The organism is Spiroplasma ixodetis (assembly GCF_040369795.1).
In the GTDB taxonomy this organism is placed as follows: Bacteria; Bacillota_I; Bacilli_A; order Mycoplasmatales; family VBWQ01; genus Spiroplasma_E; species Spiroplasma_E ixodetis_B.
Genome location: NZ_AP028955.1, coordinates 1,111,717 through 1,126,669, shown reverse-complemented (window position 1 = coordinate 1,126,669; position 14,953 = coordinate 1,111,717). Strand labels below are relative to the sequence as shown.

The window sequence follows — 14,953 nt, the reverse complement described above, 5'->3', positions numbered from 1 at the left end:
TTGTTGGAGTTTATTAGAAAACCAGCAACAAACTAATTGTGAAAGTATTGAAAAAAGCAGGTGAGAAAAACCTTTTATGATTTGTATTGAAACACATTTCTACTGGGTGTTGTCTATTTACGGATTCTTGGAAGGGATATGGAAGTTTCAAAAACTTCTATCACAAACATGAAATCGTAAATCATGAAGTTGGATATGTGTCATCAACAGGTGTAAACACAAACCAGATTGAATCTGCATGAAAACACATCCGACGAACTTTCCGAACACACATAAAAGTTTAAAAACACAATATTCATTTATATGCAAAAGAAGCTGCATATAAATTCAATAAGATACCTAGTTTTGAAACTATAATTTTGTGTTTGATTTAGATACATGTGGGGATAATTTCCTAGATAGTCTTTTATCTCCATTTATTTGATAAAATTTAAAAATAGTACATAAAGGGATAAAATCCATAAAATATTACTATAAAAGGAGTCCAAAAATAAATCAAATTAATAAAGAAAAAGGAGACAAATTTTATGTCAAGTAAACTAAATAATAATGAAATAGATAATACAATAAATAAATTAGAAGAATTAGAAAAAAAACTAGCAGACACAGAAGTTGCAAAAAAAGAAATAGAAATTAAACTAGAAGAAACTAACAAAGCAAAAGAAGAAATGCAAACTAAGTTGAATGAAGTCAATAAAGAAATTCAAGCATTATTAAACGAAATTGAAAAAATACAAGAAATAAAAAATAAACTAGAAGAAGCCAACAAATAATGGAAACGAAAAAATTATTACACAATTAAAAAAAATTGAAAAAACTAGCACAAGAAAGATAAAAATAAAAATATTTAAAATAAGATTTTTAAAGATTAGTATAAGAAAATTTATCAAAAATATAATACAAAAAACTAATATGTCAGAACAAAATAATGATATTAAAAATGAAAAAATAGAATTACTTAAAAGACAATTAAAAGAACTTGAAAAAAAACTAACAATCAAAGCAATAGAAATTGAAGAAATAAAAAATAATCCAGATACAAGAGAAAACATTGATTATCATATTGAAGAAAAAGAAGCTATTGAAAAACAAGTTCAAAATGTTAAACATCAAATAAATAAATTAATTGAAGAAGAAAAAAATAAAATACTCCTAATTAATTGTCAAAACCTATTAAAACAATTAAATGATATAAAAGATTCAACCAAAATTAACTATGAAATGATAGAAAAAATTAATCAAAAAATAATAATAAAGAAGAACAAGAATTTGATAAAACAGTACAATTAGAAATAAAACAACTACTAAAAATATCAAAAGAAACCGAAAATACTATTAATGAATATCAAAAGAAAATTGAAGACCTTAAAAATAATAAAAATAACTGTGATAAAGAAAATAAAGGAATTGAATTTTATCAAAATTTAATAAATGCTAAAAATAATGAAATATTAAAAATTCACGAAAGAATCAATCTATTAAAAAACACTAATAATTGTAATCAAGAAAAAAATAATTGTTGCAAAGAAATCAAAGAAAAACTAGCGCAATTAGTTACAAATGAAAATGATAAAATGATAAAAATCGATGAAATCTATCAATGAAAAAAAAGATAAAAGAAAATTAAATTTCTAATCAAATTAATAACATAGATAAAATAATTGAAAATCTAAAATAAGTATAAAAATAATATTATCCCTAAAGAAATTAAAGAAAAAATATCAAAAATTGAAGATATTAATAACAAAGTGCTTAATAATAATCATCAAATTTGTCTATTAGAAACAGAACTAAAACAAGAACCAAATAATGAAAAAATAAAAAATAAAATTAAAAACTTAATTGAAGAAATTGAAAAACTTACTGATGAAAAAATCAAATTATTAATAACAAAAACAAAGAAAAAGAAAAAACGATAGTATAACAATTTATCAAAAAAACTAGAACAACAACTAGATAATTGCAAAAACATTAGAAAAGAATTAGAAAATAAACTTAAAGAATGTAAAGTGAAAAGAGAAGAACTTGAACAACAATTAAAAAAAGCAAATTAACAATTCAAAATAAAAGATCAAAAAATTATACAATTAGAAAAAGAGTTTGAAACAATTAAAAAAATAAAAACGATGAGCCATGTGATAGTAATCAAACTACAAATGTTATAGTATCAATTCCAGAAATCAAAAATGGGATTTATTCAATCACAGAAGATAATAATGGTAATGTTTATTGTGTTGGAAAAAGTAATATGGTATTTAAACTGAAAAAAAAATAAAAAAGTAGAAACAATCGGCAAAATAGATTCTGATGGCTTTACTATTAAACATGATGGTTCTGATAATATTTTTATTGGTACTAATAATGGAACAATAGACATATTCCGTAAATAAATTTAATCAATTGTCAATAATAATATTTATAAATTTTTTAGTGTTAATAATTATAGAAGTTAATATTTTTAAAAAAATACTTTAAAAATAAATTTATATTTCAAACACAAAAATTGTTAATATTATTTTTATATTAACTTGATAAAAATTTAAATTTTTAAAAAAATATTAAAAATATTTTTTTATTTTAATGGTTTTGTTTTATTAAAAATTTCACAAAGTAAGTTAAATCTTAAGTACATAAGTCTAAATATACTTTTTCTACATTTATTTCTTAAAATTTTGAATCTTTTTAATCAAGCAAAAACATGTTAAACTTTAATTCTAATTTTTGAAATAATTTTATTGTAGATTTTTTCTTGTTTAGTTAATTTTTATTTTTAGTTTTTTAATTGGTAATATAGTATTTTTATAAATATTTTGTATTCCTTGATATCCCAAATCACCAATAATTATTGTTTTTTCTGAAAATTCAAGATTTGAATTTTTTAATATTTGAAAATCATGTACTTTTCCATTATCAGCAAAAATATCAACAATTTTTTTATTAAAAAAGTCATATATAATTTGAAATTTTATAGAAAACATTCAACTTTTACCAGAAAAATATTCTAACTGTAGTTTTTTTTAGTTGGTCTTTCAATTTCAATTTCAGTTGAATCAATTAAATAAAATTGAAATTCATTTAAATCTTCTTTTTTTTCTCAATTTTTGATTTATATTTTGTTTTTAAAAACTGATAATCTTTGTCATCACTAAGTTTATTTTCTACTCAAGTAATATTTCGAAAACAACTTGATGCACTCATTTTATATTTAATACTCATTTGGAAAAAAGTATAATATTCTTTTCAGTATACTAAAGTCATCATCAATCTTTCTTCAACTGAAAGTTTATATTTTCTACCTTTAGTTTTTTTTAAATTTTCTATTTCAATTAATTTTGTTAACATTTCATCAAAATGAAAACGTTTTATACCAAAATATCTATAAAATTGTTCATTTTTTAATTTTTTTAAATTTTCAAAATTCATTTTTATCAACACCTTATTAATTTATTAATAAAGAAATTATAAAATAAATTTTAAATTATTAATTGACTTTTAAAAAATTTATTTACGGAATATGTCTAATTTATAAATATAATACAAAAGAAGAAGAATTTACTAAAACAAAACAATTTAATGAAATTATTAATGTAATTGAAGTTGATAATGATCATAATATTTATGTCGGAACCTGAAATAGAAGCACTGGAAAAAATTTACCCGGAACTGGTAGATTTTATAAGTTATAAATTGGAAATAATGATTTTTCTGAAATAAAAGGAACATCAGGTGCGGTATGATCATTAGCGATAGATGAAAGCAATAATATTTACGCAGGAACAACACAAGGACTATTCAAAATAAATCAAGAAAATATTTTTATTAAATGTCCAGAAAAGATTCCATATCAAAACTCTAATGTTCATACAATATGCGCAATACTAATAGATAAAGAAGAAAATATTTGAATTGGAACAAGAGAAGGAAAACACCTAGGTAATATTTATAGATGTAAAAAAGGAGAAAAAAAATTTATTAGAATTAATGAAAAAAGTAAAGGAGGGTAATCATATTATCACAGTTTTTTCCTTTCGGTAATGTTTAGTAATCTGTGTAACTTACAAAAATAACTATAGACATATTCCGTAAATAAATTTAATCAATGGTCAATAATAATATTTATAAATTTTTTAGTGTTAATAATTATAGAAGTTAATATTTTTAAAAAAATACTTTAAAAATAAATTTATATTTCAAACACAAAAATTGTTAATATTATTTTTATATTAACTTAATAAAAATTTAAATTTTTAAAAAAATATTTTTAATGTTTTTTTATTTTAATGGTTTTGTTTTATTAAAAATTTCACAAAGTAAGTTAAATCTTAAGTACATAAGTCTAAATATACTTTTTCTACATTTATTTATTAAAATTTTTAATCTTTTTAATCAAGCAAAAACATGTTCAACTTTAATTCTAATTTTTGAAATAATTTTATTGTAGATTTTTTCTTGTTTAGTTAATTTTTTATTTTTAGTTTTTTTAATTGGTAATATAGTATTTTTATAAATATTTTGTATTCCTTGATATCCCAAATCACCAATAATTATTGTTTTTTCTGAAAATTCAAGATTTGAATTTTTTAATATTTGAAAATCATGTACTTTTCCATTATCAGCAAAAATATCAACAATTTTTTTATTAAAAAAGTCATATATAATTTGAAATTTTATAGAAAACATTCAACTTTTACCAGAAAAATATTCTAACTGTAGTTTTTTTAGTTGGTCTTTCAATTTCAATTTCAGTTGAATCAATTAAATAAAATTGAAATTCATTTAAATCTTCTTGTTTTTTCTCAATTTTTGATTTATATTTTGTTTTTAAAAACTGATAATCTTTGTCATCACTAAGTTTATTTTCTACTCAAGTAATATTTCGAAAACAACTTGATGCACTCATTTTATATTTAATACTCATTTGGAAAAAAGTATAATATTCTTTTCAGTATACTAAAGTCATCATCAATCTTTCTTCAACTGAAAGTTTATATTTTCTACCTTTAGTTTTTTTTAAATTTTCTATTTCAATTAATTTTGTTAACATTTCATCAAAATGAAAACGTTTTATACCAAAATATCTATAAAATTGTTCATTTTTTAATTTTTTTAAATTTTCAAAATTCATTTTTATCAACACCTTATTAATTTATTAATAAAGAAATTATAAAATAAATTTTAAATTATTAATTGACTTTTAAAAAATTTATTTACGGAATATGTCTTATGTTTAATTAATTCTGGTAAATAAAATTAAATAACTAGAAAGAGTGAGTTACGTATTTCTAAAAAACAAAATATTAATAATAATGATCAAATATCAAAAGCAGTAGATTTATTATTAGAAAATACTGAAGATTTAACAACATTTTTTAAAGAGGGAGGTTTATATAAAGAATTAACAAAAAGATTAGTTGAAAAAATGTTGAATTCTGAAATTCAAAATAATAATATGTAATTTAAACAGTTTTTGAATTTAAAAGTACAATTCAGCAATATTTAAAATAGATTAGGAAGATTAAATTATGCCAAAACCATACATTGAAGACTTACGAATAAAAGTAATAGAAGCCTATGAAAGTAAAAACATGAAAATTAAAGAAATTTGTAAAGTGTTCAATATTACTAGAAAGACTTTATTCTTATGAAGAAAAAGAAAAAAAAACTGGGCATATAAAACCAATTTTGAATTATCAAAAAGGACATAGCCACAAAATAAAGGATTTAGATGAATTAAAAAATTATTTAGCGCAAAATAAAGATGTTACAGTTCAAAAAGTAATTGAAAAATTTGGTGATATGACCAAAGAAACAGTTTATAACTATTTCAAAAAACTAGGTAATGCTCAGTAATCTGTGTAACTTACAAAAATAACTATGTTTAATTAATTCTAGTAAATAAAATTAAATAACTAGAAAGAGTGAGTTACGTATGTCTAAAAAACAAAATATTAATAATAATGATCCAATATCAAAAGCAGTAGATTTATTACTAGAAAATACTGAAGATTTAACAACAGTTTTTAAAGAGGGAGGTTTATATAAAGAATTAACAAAAATATTAGTTGAAAAAATGTTGAATTCTGAAATGCAAAATTATTTAGGATATGAAAAAAATCAACATAATAATAGTGATAATGCCCGCAATGGTATAAATTCAAAAAAATTAATAACCCAACAAGGTAAAATTGAGATTAATGTACCACGAGATCGTAATAGTAATTTTGAGCCAGCAATAGTTGCAAAAAGACAAAGAAGATTTGATGGTTTTGATCAACAAGTTCTTTCGTTATATGCCAAAGGCATGACTTTATCAGATATTAGAATGCAGTTACAAGAGTTATATCATGGTGCTGATATTAGCGAAAGTGTTATTATTCAAATTACTGATGATGTTATTGATGATGTTAAAGCATGACAAAATCGGCCATTAGAAAGTGTTTATCCGATTGTTTATTTTGATTGTATAGTAGTTAAAGTGCGACAAGATAAACGCATTATTAACAAATCAGTTTATATAGCACTAGGAGTTGATTTAGAAGGTAAAAAAGATATTTTAGGTTTATGAATTAGTGAAAATGAAGGTTCTAAGTTTTGATTATCTAATTTCACAGAAATGAAAAATCGAGGCTTAAATGATATTCTTATCGCTTGTAGTGACAATTTAACAGGAATGTCAGAAGCGATACAATCAGTTTATCCTAAAACCGAACATCAATTATTAATAGTTCATCAAATTAGAAATAGTTTAAAATATGTTTCATACAAACATAGAAAATCACTAGTTACAGATTTAAAACCAATTTATAGTGCATGTAGTGAAGAACAAGCAATGCAAGCTTTAGAATCTTTTGAAAGTAAATGAAATAAACAATATCCTCAAATTGCTAAATCATGATATAAAAATTGAGATAATTTAATGTTTTTTATTAGTTATCCTGCAGAAATCAAAAGAGTTATTTATACAACAAATGCTATTGAATCTGTTAATAGTCAATTACGAAAAGTTATTAGAAATAAAAAAGTTTTTCCAAATGATATGGCAGTTTTTAAAATATTTTACTTAGCAATTGAAAATATAACAATAAAATGAACAATGCCCATTCAAAATTGAAATACAGCAATTGCTCATTTTATGATAAAATTTGAAGATAGAATTAATCTAAACTAGTAACTTTGTAAAAAGATACACAGATTTTTAAAAAGCCTCAAAAACTAAATTATACATATAAAAAAACTTTTCTATATGAACAAAGAGATAAAAATAAACAAGAAGATTTTTAAAAGAAATAGCTAAAATAATGAATGAAGATTTATTATTATATATTGATGAATCTGGAATTGATGATAATGAATTTTATAAATATGGTTGATCTGAAAAAGGTAAAATATTATTTGATAATAAACCCGCATATAAAATAAAAAGAATGAGTATAATTCGTTCACTAAATAAAGGTAAATTAAAAGCCCTATGAGCATTTGAAGGACATTGCAACAGTAAAATTTTTGAATCATATGTAAAAAATATACTAATTCCAGTATTAAAGCGTGGACAAATTATAGTTTTAGATAATGCAACGTTTCATAAATCTAAATTAACACAACAATTAATTGAAAATGCTGGATGCAAACTATTATTTCTTCCGCCATATTCTCCTAATTTAAATCCAATTGAACATTTTTGATTTGCTATAAAACATAATATAAGAAAAATATTACCAAATTATTGACCAAATATTAAAAAAGCTATTGATTTTATTTTTCAAGATATGAGTAAACATTACTTTAGTTAGCTATATAAACCTCCCTCTTTAAAAACTGTTGTTAAATCTTCAGTATTTTCTAGTAATAAATCTACTGCTTTGAGGCTTTTTAAAAATCTGTGTATCTTTTTACAAAGTTACTAGTTTAGATTAATTCTATCTTCAAATTTTATCATAAAATGAGCAATTGCTGTATTTCAATTTTGAATGGGCGTTGTTCATTTTTTGTTATATTTTCAATTGCTAAGTAAAATATTTTAAAAACCGCCATATCATTTGGAAAAAATTTTTTATTTCTAATAACTTTTCGTAATTGAATATTAAAAGATTCAATAGCATTTGTTGTATAAATCACTCTTTTGATTTCTGCAGGATAACTAATAAAAACCATTAAATTATCTCAATTTTTATATCATGATTTAGCGATTTGAGGATATTGTTTATTCCATTTACTTTCAAAAGATTCTAAAGCTTGCATCGCTTGTTCTTCACTACATGCACTATAAATTGGTTTTAAATCTGTAACTAGTGGTTTTCTATGTTTGTATGAAGCACATTTTAAACTATTTCTAATTTGATGAACTATGCATAATTGATGTTCGGTTTTAGGATAAACTAATTGTATTGCTTCTGACATTCCTGTTAAATTGTCACTACAAGCAATAAGAATATCATTTAAGCCTCGATTTTTCATTTCTGTGAAATTAGATAATCAAAACTTAGAACCTTCATTTTCGCTAATTCATAAACCTAAAATATCTTTTTTACCTTCTAAATCAACTCCTAGTGCTATATAAACTGATTTGTTAATAATGAGTTTATCTTGTCGTACTTTAACTAATATAAAATCAAAATAAACAATCGGATAAACACTTTATAATGGCCGATTTTGTCATGCTTTAACATCATCAATAACATCATCAGTAATTTGACTAATAACACTTTCACTAACATCAGCACCATGATATAACTATTGTAACCGCATTCTAATATCTGATAAAGTCATGCCTTTGGCATATAATGAAAGAACTTGTTGATCAAAACCATCAAATCTTCTTTGTCTTTTCGCAACTATTACTGGCTCAAAATTACTATTACGATCTCGTGGTACATTAATCTCAATTTTACCTTGTTGGGTTATTAATTTTTTTGAGCTTATACCATTACGAGCATTATCACTGCTTTTGATATTGGATCATTATTATTGATATTTTGTTTTTTAGACATACGTAACTCACTCTTTCTATTTATTTAATTTTATTTACTATAATTAATTAAACATAGTTATTTTTGTAAGTTACACAGATTACTAAACATTACCTAAAAATAAAAATATTCAAAGTATAATATAAAAATTCATAATTAAAAATTGATTGAAACTAATTATAGTTTTCAATCAATTTTTTTAATATTTCTTTAGAAACTTGTGGATTTGCTTGTCCTTTAGTTAGTTTCATTAATTGACCCATAAAAAATTTTAATGCTTTTTCTGGATTGACTTTATAAATAGTAATCATTTTTTCATTTGCTTTTAAAATTGTGATTAATATTTTTTCTAAATCATTACTATCACTTACTAAAGTAATACCTAATTTTCTAATAAGATCGGTAGGGCTTTTTTCGCTATTAATCATAATTGCATTTAATAACTGTTTACTTTGTTTATCATTAATTTTTTGCTCATAAACTAGACTAACTAATTGTGATAGATTATTAGCAGTAAGTTCGCTGTTTTTAATAGTAGTGTTATTAATATTACAATAAGCTTGCACAGGACCTACTAAATAATTAAACGTAGGTAATGTTAAATTATTAATGGCAACTGTTTGTTCAAAAATAGTTAATATTTCTACTTTGTCAATTAATAAATTAATATCTTTTGTTGGTAAATTGTATTGTTTTTTTAATCTTTCCATTATTTGTTTAGGCAATTCAGGAAGATTTTTAGCAATCATTTTGATTCATTTTTCGTCTAGTTGAATTGGAAAAATATTTGGTTCAGGAAAGTATTTATAATCAATTTTATTTTCTTTGCTACGCATGCTAACGGTTTTATTAGTTTTTTCATCAAATCTTCTAGTTTCAAGATTAATTTTTTGTTTTTTATTTAAAATATTAGTTTGACGATTAATTTCATCATTTATTGCTAAAGTAATATTATGTGTAGAATTTAAATTTTTAATTTCAACTTTGGTACCTAAAGTATCACTACCATGTGGTTTTAACGATATATTAATATCGCATCGTAATGAACCTTCATTCATTTTAGCATCACTAACTTGTAAATGAATTAATAATTGACGTAGAGTATTAATATATGCTACTACTTGTTCGCTTGTGTTAAAAATTGGTTTAGTAACAATTTCTAATAAGGGAATTCCTGCTCGATTATAGTCTAGTAATGTTTTTTTATTATTATGAATTTGTTTTGCTGTGTCTTCTTCAATATGTAAGCGTTCAAAGCTAACAATAAATTTTTCATTATTTACAACTATTGGTAATTCGCCGTTTGTACCAATTGGATGAAAAAATTGTGTGATTTGATAACCTTTAGGTAAATCGGGATAAAAATAACTTTTTCGATCAAAACGTAATAGTGGATCAATATTCATTTTTAAAGCAGTACATGTTTGAATTGCCATTATAATAACAGCTTGATTAACTGTTGGTAATGTTCCTGGATAGCCACAATCAATGGCATTAATTTGAGTATTTGGTTTTTGACCAAAAGTATTGGCGGCGTTGGAAAAAAATTTAGTTTTAGTTTTTAATTCACAGTGGATTTCAATACCCATTACAATATCATATTTATTATTCATGATCATCACCTAGTAGTTTATTATTAAAATTAATTTTTTTACTTAAAAATGAAGCAATATTCAATATAACTTGATCATTGAAAGGTGCACCATTAATATTAAAACCAATCGGTAAACCATTAACAGTAGTTAACGGAATATTAATGCTTGGTCCACCATTTAAGTTAGAAAGTAGTAGTAAATCTTCTAAATAATCATGTTCGCTTTTAATAACTTTTTTTTGTTCTAATACATCTTTAATTTTTGGAGCTGGATTAATATTTGGCATAATAATGAAAGCATCATATTTTTTAAAGATAGTATTTAAATGTTCAACAATTAATCTTCTTACTTTTTTAGCTTTGTTAAATAATTCTTCTTGATGATTTTCAGATAAAGCATATGCACCAATAATGTATCTGCGTTTTACCATATCACCGAAACCAAATGTTCGTGAATTTGTCATAACTTCTTGATAATTTTTACCATTTTTACGAACACCAAAATTAATACCAGTTAGGTTTGCATGGCAACTGGTTGCTTCAGCAAAAGAAATAATCATGTAGACTGGTAATAAAGATTGTAATAATTCTTTATTAAATTCAATTTGTTGAACTTTTGCACCACCATCAGTTAAATGCTTTATTGCTTCATTAAAACTAGATTTAACTATATCATTTCACTGATAATCATTATAATTTAAAATAGCAATATTTTTACCTTCTATATTTTGATTTAAGTTTTTAGTATAGTCTTTTTCTTTACTTTGAACACTAGTAAAGTCTTGTTCATCAAATAAAGCAATACTATCCAAGACAATGGCAATATCTTCGACATGATTAGTAAATATACCAACTGTGTCTAAACTTGGAGCATAAGGAAAAACACCATTTCGTGAAATTAAACCATACGTTGGTTTAAAACCAACAATACCACAATAAGCGGCAGGTTTACGTATTGAATCACCAGTATCTGTTCCTAAAGCAAATGGTACAATTCCAGCAGCGACTAAAGTTGCGCTGCCACTAGAACTACCACCAGTGATATGTTTTAAATTCCAAGGGTTTAAGACATGACCAGTAGCTGCATATAAACCATCTCCACCCATTCCTAGTTCATCAAGAGCAGTTTTAGCTATATTAATGGCTTTATTATTTGTTAATAACATATTAACAGTACTGTCATAATTAGGAATAAAATTAGCAAGAATTTTTGATGAACCTGTGGTTAAGAAATTAATAGTAGCAATATTATCTTTCATTACAAATGGAATTGCTGCTAATAAATTATCATTAATTTCTTGTTCAGTAATTAATTTTGTTTGTTTAATGGCATTTTGTTCTAGTGAAGTAACAACAGCATTTAATTTTTTGAATTGTTCTAATCGTTTGTATACTAATTTAGTTAATTGATCTGGAGTAAGTATTTTTGTTTTTAATAATTCATGAAGTTGACGAATTGAAAGTTGGTGGTAATTAATTTTCATGATTAATCACCTGATTAATACTAATGTAATTATTTTCAACTTCTGGGGCAATATTTAAAACACTTTTAGAAGTTAAATTATCTCCAACATTATCGGAACGTAATAAATTATTAATAATAGGAAATGGGTAATTTAAAGGTTCAATATCATTTGTATTAATATTTGTTACAATTTCCATTTGTTTTTCAATAGCTTTAAATTCTAGTAAAAGGTTTTCACATTGTTCTTCACTTAAATTGAACATAAGTTCGTTAGCAAATTCATGTAGCATTTTTGTTGTCATTTTCTTTTCAATTTTATGCATTTTTTGCTACCTCTTTCAATAAATTTTGTAATTGCTCTTCATTAATAATTTTAACATTAAGTTTGCGTGCTTGCGCTAATTTATTTCCTGGATTTTCTCCAACAATTAAATAAGAAGTATTATTACTAATATTATTGGTAATTTTAGCACCATAGTTATTTAATAATTCAATGAATTCGTTACGACTTTTAGTTAAAGTTCCTGTTAAGACAAAAGTTTTACCATTCAATACTTGTGATTGGTTTTTTTGTAAATAATTAAAGTTAAGTTTAAAGTTTTGCAAGTTATTAATTAGTTGTTGATTAGTAGGATTAAGGAAATAATCAATAACACTAGTGGCGATTGTTGGACCAATTTCATTAGTATTAGCTAGATCATCAAAGGTTGCTTCCATTAAGTTATTTAAAGTTAAATATTTTTTTGCAAGAATAATTGCTGTTTTTTGACCAACATGGCGAATTCCCAAACCGAATAAAAGCCTTTCTAAGGAATTTTGTTTTGATAGAATAATTGAATTAGCAAGATTAGTGAAAGATTTTTCACCAAAACGTGGTAATGATAGTATTTCTTTTCGTAAATTAACTAAATTGTAAATATCACTAATAGTTTTAATTCATTTTAAATCTAAAAAACGTAATAATATTTTTTCATTTAAACCAATAATATCCATAGCATTTCTTGAACATAAGTGCATTAATGATTTAAGAAATCGTGATGGACAGTCACTATTAATGCAAAATTGATCAACTTCTGGCGGAACTTGTTCTAATTTTGTTTTACAAATCGGACAATGGATAGCTTTTTTAAAAATAATATTGTTTATTTGACGATTACTAATAATTGGTGAAATTACTTCTGGAATAATATCACCAGCTTTTTTAACAATTACTAAATCATTAATACGTAAATCACGATTAATAATATAATCACCATTATGAAGTGTGGCAAAAGTAACGGTAGTACCAGCAATTATCACCGGTTGTAATCTAGCATTATAGGTTATTTTTCCTGTTCTACCAACAGTTGGAAATATATCTAAAAGTTTAGTAACACTAGTAACAGCAGTAAATTTATAAGCTATTGCTCATTTTGGTGCCTTATTAGTTCTTCCTAACATATCATAACTGGTTAGATCATTAATTTTAATGACAATACCATCAATTTCATATGGTAATGTATTTCTTAACTTTTCATATTTCTGAATATAAGTTCATACTTCTTCAATATTTTTACATAACTGTCATTGTTCATTAATTTTGAAACCATATTTTTGTAAGGTAAATAATGCTTGTTCATGGGTTTTGATATTATCATTATTAGCATTAATATAATAGTAAAGAAAACCATCTAATTTTCTTGAATTAACAATATTAATATCAAGTTGACGAATAGTACCAGCTGCAGCATTGCGAGGATTAGCAAAGAGTGGTAAGTTTTGTTGTTGTTGTTTTTCATTAATGCGATTAAATTCTTCTTTACTTAAATATATTTCTCCTCTTACTTCTAATTTAGAATTAATTGGTATATTTTTTGGTATTGTTTTAATTGTCAAAATATTATTGGTAATGTCTTCGCCAGCAATTCCATCACCTCTGGTAGCAGCGGTTTTTAATTCTCCTTTTTCATAAGTTATGGAAATTGATAGACCATCAATTTTTAGTTCACAAACATATTCAATGTTATTTTCTGATAATGTTTTTTTAATTTGTTGATCAAATTTTAGTAAATCTTCATAGTTAAAGGCATTACCCAAACTTAGCATTGGTTGTTGGTGAAAAATTTTTGTTAAAGAATTAATTGGTTTATTACCAACAGTTTTAGTTGGAGAATCATTACTATTAAATCGGGGATATTGTTCTTCTAATTTTACTAATCTATGATAGGTTCTATCATAAAGTTCATCACTAACAGTAGGTGCATCTAAAACATGATATTCATAATTTCATTGTTTAATTTGGTTTCTTAATTGTATTATTTCAATTTTAATATCATTATTTTTGTTACTCATATTACTTTCTCCCCTAATTGGTTTGTTAATAAGACATAATTAATTATAAATGAATTATTACTTTAATTGTAATATTGTTTTATAAAAGTATAATTTAGTAATGTAAATAAAATAAATAAATAATAATATACATTTTTTTTAAAAAATGATTATAATAAAATTAGTATTAAAAAATAATGACTAATTAAGTATTTGGTTTTTAAAATCTTATTAAGTTTATTTGACTTAAATTTTTTTGTATATAACTAGACACATTTTTTAATATTAACCTTTGATAATTTTTAAGTATAGTATTAAAACTAAAAATAATTACTTTAATTTTATATGAGTTAGGAGTAAGTTATGAAAGATACATATGCATCTGTTCGTTTAGCACAAAAGCCAGAAAACGCTTTTGCTTGTCATCGTTGTGGTAGGGTTATTTTAATTGCCGAATTTTTAGAAGCAAAAAATATTCAATTGAATTGTAATCGATGTGGTTTTAAAAAACATGTTGAAAAAATCAAAATAGAAAAAAAAGCAGAAATTAAAAAAACTAGAATTGCTGCTATTTCTTCCAAAAATTCTTCTAAAAAATAACTTAGCTTAGATTAATAT

Annotated in this window: 21 protein-coding genes; 11 read left to right on the top strand and 10 right to left on the bottom strand. The window is 23.3% G+C overall.

All coding sequences use genetic code 4. The features are described 5' to 3' along the window. Nucleotides 1-47 precede the first annotated feature (47 nt). From ABWV63_RS07930 to ABWV63_RS07905, 6 genes are all read left to right on the top strand, one after another. Nucleotides 48-284 carry a transposase gene (locus ABWV63_RS07930; protein WP_353305906.1) on the top strand — a complete coding sequence of 79 codons (237 nt, stop codon included), beginning with the start codon at nt 48-50 and terminating at the stop codon, nt 282-284. Between the two features lie 243 nt (nt 285-527). Then, nucleotides 528-773: a hypothetical protein gene (locus ABWV63_RS07925; protein WP_353305905.1), complete on the top strand. Its 246-nt coding sequence runs from the start codon at nt 528-530 to the stop codon at nt 771-773. Nucleotides 774-912: 139 nt separating this feature from the next. After that, nucleotides 913-1,290, top strand: a complete 378-nt coding sequence (locus ABWV63_RS07920) for a hypothetical protein (protein WP_353305904.1) — start codon at nt 913-915, stop codon at nt 1,288-1,290. 458 nt (nt 1,291-1,748) lie between these two features. Further along, nucleotides 1,749-1,919, top strand: a complete 171-nt coding sequence (locus ABWV63_RS07915; protein ID WP_353305903.1) for a hypothetical protein — start codon at nt 1,749-1,751, stop codon at nt 1,917-1,919. Nucleotides 1,920-2,161: 242 nt separating this feature from the next. Then, on the top strand, nt 2,162-2,275 hold the full coding sequence (locus ABWV63_RS07910) for an SBBP repeat-containing protein (RefSeq protein WP_353307221.1): 114 nt from the start codon (nt 2,162-2,164) through the stop codon (nt 2,273-2,275). After that, nucleotides 2,223-2,390, top strand: coding sequence for a hypothetical protein (locus ABWV63_RS07905; RefSeq protein WP_353305902.1), 168 nt, complete (start codon nt 2,223-2,225; stop codon nt 2,388-2,390). Before ABWV63_RS07910 ends, ABWV63_RS07905 begins: the two co-directional genes overlap by 53 nt. 363 nt (nt 2,391-2,753) lie before the next feature. Here the strand turns inward: ABWV63_RS07905 and ABWV63_RS07900 are convergent, their stop codons facing one another. The 4 genes from ABWV63_RS07900 to ABWV63_RS07885 all read right to left on the bottom strand — a co-directional run bounded on the left by ABWV63_RS07900 (nt 2,754) and on the right by ABWV63_RS07885 (nt 5,125). Continuing rightward, entirely contained in the window at nt 2,754-2,978 is a 225-nt protein-coding gene (locus ABWV63_RS07900) for a transposase (protein WP_353305901.1), read from the bottom strand. A gap of 97 nt (nt 2,979-3,075) precedes the next feature. Next, nucleotides 3,076-3,423, bottom strand: a complete 348-nt coding sequence (locus ABWV63_RS07895) for a transposase family protein (protein WP_353305900.1) — start codon at nt 3,421-3,423, stop codon at nt 3,076-3,078. A gap of 849 nt (nt 3,424-4,272) precedes the next feature. Then, the gene (locus ABWV63_RS07890; RefSeq protein WP_353305899.1) at nt 4,273-4,680 is read right to left on the bottom strand and encodes a transposase family protein; all 408 of its coding nucleotides are present in this window, start codon (nt 4,678-4,680) and stop codon (nt 4,273-4,275) included. Nucleotides 4,681-4,687: 7 nt separating this feature from the next. Further along, a complete protein-coding gene (locus tag ABWV63_RS07885) occupies nt 4,688-5,125 on the bottom strand; it encodes a transposase family protein (RefSeq protein WP_353305692.1) in 438 nt (145 codons plus the stop codon). A gap of 397 nt (nt 5,126-5,522) precedes the next feature. Between ABWV63_RS07885 and ABWV63_RS07880 the strand changes: the two genes are divergently transcribed. The 4 genes from ABWV63_RS07880 to ABWV63_RS07865 all read left to right on the top strand — a co-directional run bounded on the left by ABWV63_RS07880 (nt 5,523) and on the right by ABWV63_RS07865 (nt 7,790). Further along, complete coding sequence (locus tag ABWV63_RS07880; protein WP_353305898.1) at nt 5,523-5,705, top strand: IS630 transposase-related protein; 183 nt, start codon at nt 5,523-5,525, stop codon at nt 5,703-5,705. Beyond that, nucleotides 5,683-5,850, top strand: a complete 168-nt coding sequence (locus ABWV63_RS07875; RefSeq protein WP_353305897.1) for a hypothetical protein — start codon at nt 5,683-5,685, stop codon at nt 5,848-5,850. Before ABWV63_RS07880 ends, ABWV63_RS07875 begins: the two co-directional genes overlap by 23 nt. Before the next feature lie 79 nt (nt 5,851-5,929). Further along, nucleotides 5,930-7,168: an IS256 family transposase gene (locus tag ABWV63_RS07870; protein ID WP_353305896.1), complete on the top strand. Its 1,239-nt coding sequence runs from the start codon at nt 5,930-5,932 to the stop codon at nt 7,166-7,168. A 130-nt stretch (nt 7,169-7,298) separates the two neighbouring features. After that, on the top strand, nt 7,299-7,790 hold the full coding sequence (locus ABWV63_RS07865) for an IS630 family transposase (protein WP_353305895.1): 492 nt from the start codon (nt 7,299-7,301) through the stop codon (nt 7,788-7,790). Nucleotides 7,791-7,929: 139 nt separating this feature from the next. Here ABWV63_RS07865 and ABWV63_RS07860 read toward each other — a convergent pair whose 3' ends face one another. From ABWV63_RS07860 to ligA, 6 genes are all read right to left on the bottom strand, one after another. Then, nucleotides 7,930-8,571, bottom strand: a complete 642-nt coding sequence (locus ABWV63_RS07860; protein ID WP_353307220.1) for an IS256 family transposase — start codon at nt 8,569-8,571, stop codon at nt 7,930-7,932. Nucleotides 8,572-8,730: 159 nt separating this feature from the next. Further along, nucleotides 8,731-8,883, bottom strand: a complete 153-nt coding sequence (locus tag ABWV63_RS07855) for a transposase (protein WP_353307219.1) — start codon at nt 8,881-8,883, stop codon at nt 8,731-8,733. 256 nt (nt 8,884-9,139) lie between these two features. Then, a complete protein-coding gene (gene gatB, locus ABWV63_RS07850; protein WP_353305894.1) occupies nt 9,140-10,579 on the bottom strand; it encodes an Asp-tRNA(Asn)/Glu-tRNA(Gln) amidotransferase subunit GatB in 1,440 nt (479 codons plus the stop codon). Beyond that, nucleotides 10,572-12,044: an amidase family protein gene (locus ABWV63_RS07845; RefSeq protein WP_353305893.1), complete on the bottom strand. Its 1,473-nt coding sequence runs from the start codon at nt 12,042-12,044 to the stop codon at nt 10,572-10,574. Before ABWV63_RS07845 ends, gatB begins: the two co-directional genes overlap by 8 nt. Further along, on the bottom strand, nt 12,034-12,348 hold the full coding sequence (gene gatC / locus ABWV63_RS07840) for an Asp-tRNA(Asn)/Glu-tRNA(Gln) amidotransferase subunit GatC (protein ID WP_353305892.1): 315 nt from the start codon (nt 12,346-12,348) through the stop codon (nt 12,034-12,036). The genes ABWV63_RS07845 and gatC overlap by 11 nt, the downstream gene beginning before the upstream one ends. Then, the gene (gene ligA / locus ABWV63_RS07835; protein ID WP_353305891.1) at nt 12,341-14,356 is read right to left on the bottom strand and encodes an NAD-dependent DNA ligase LigA; all 2,016 of its coding nucleotides are present in this window, start codon (nt 14,354-14,356) and stop codon (nt 12,341-12,343) included. The genes gatC and ligA overlap by 8 nt, the downstream gene beginning before the upstream one ends. Before the next feature lie 342 nt (nt 14,357-14,698). On the opposite strand from ligA, the gene ABWV63_RS07830 reads away from it, so the two are divergent. Beyond that, nucleotides 14,699-14,935 carry a hypothetical protein gene (locus tag ABWV63_RS07830; protein WP_286640752.1) on the top strand — a complete coding sequence of 79 codons (237 nt, stop codon included), beginning with the start codon at nt 14,699-14,701 and terminating at the stop codon, nt 14,933-14,935. The last annotated feature ends 18 nt before the right edge of the window (nt 14,936-14,953 follow it).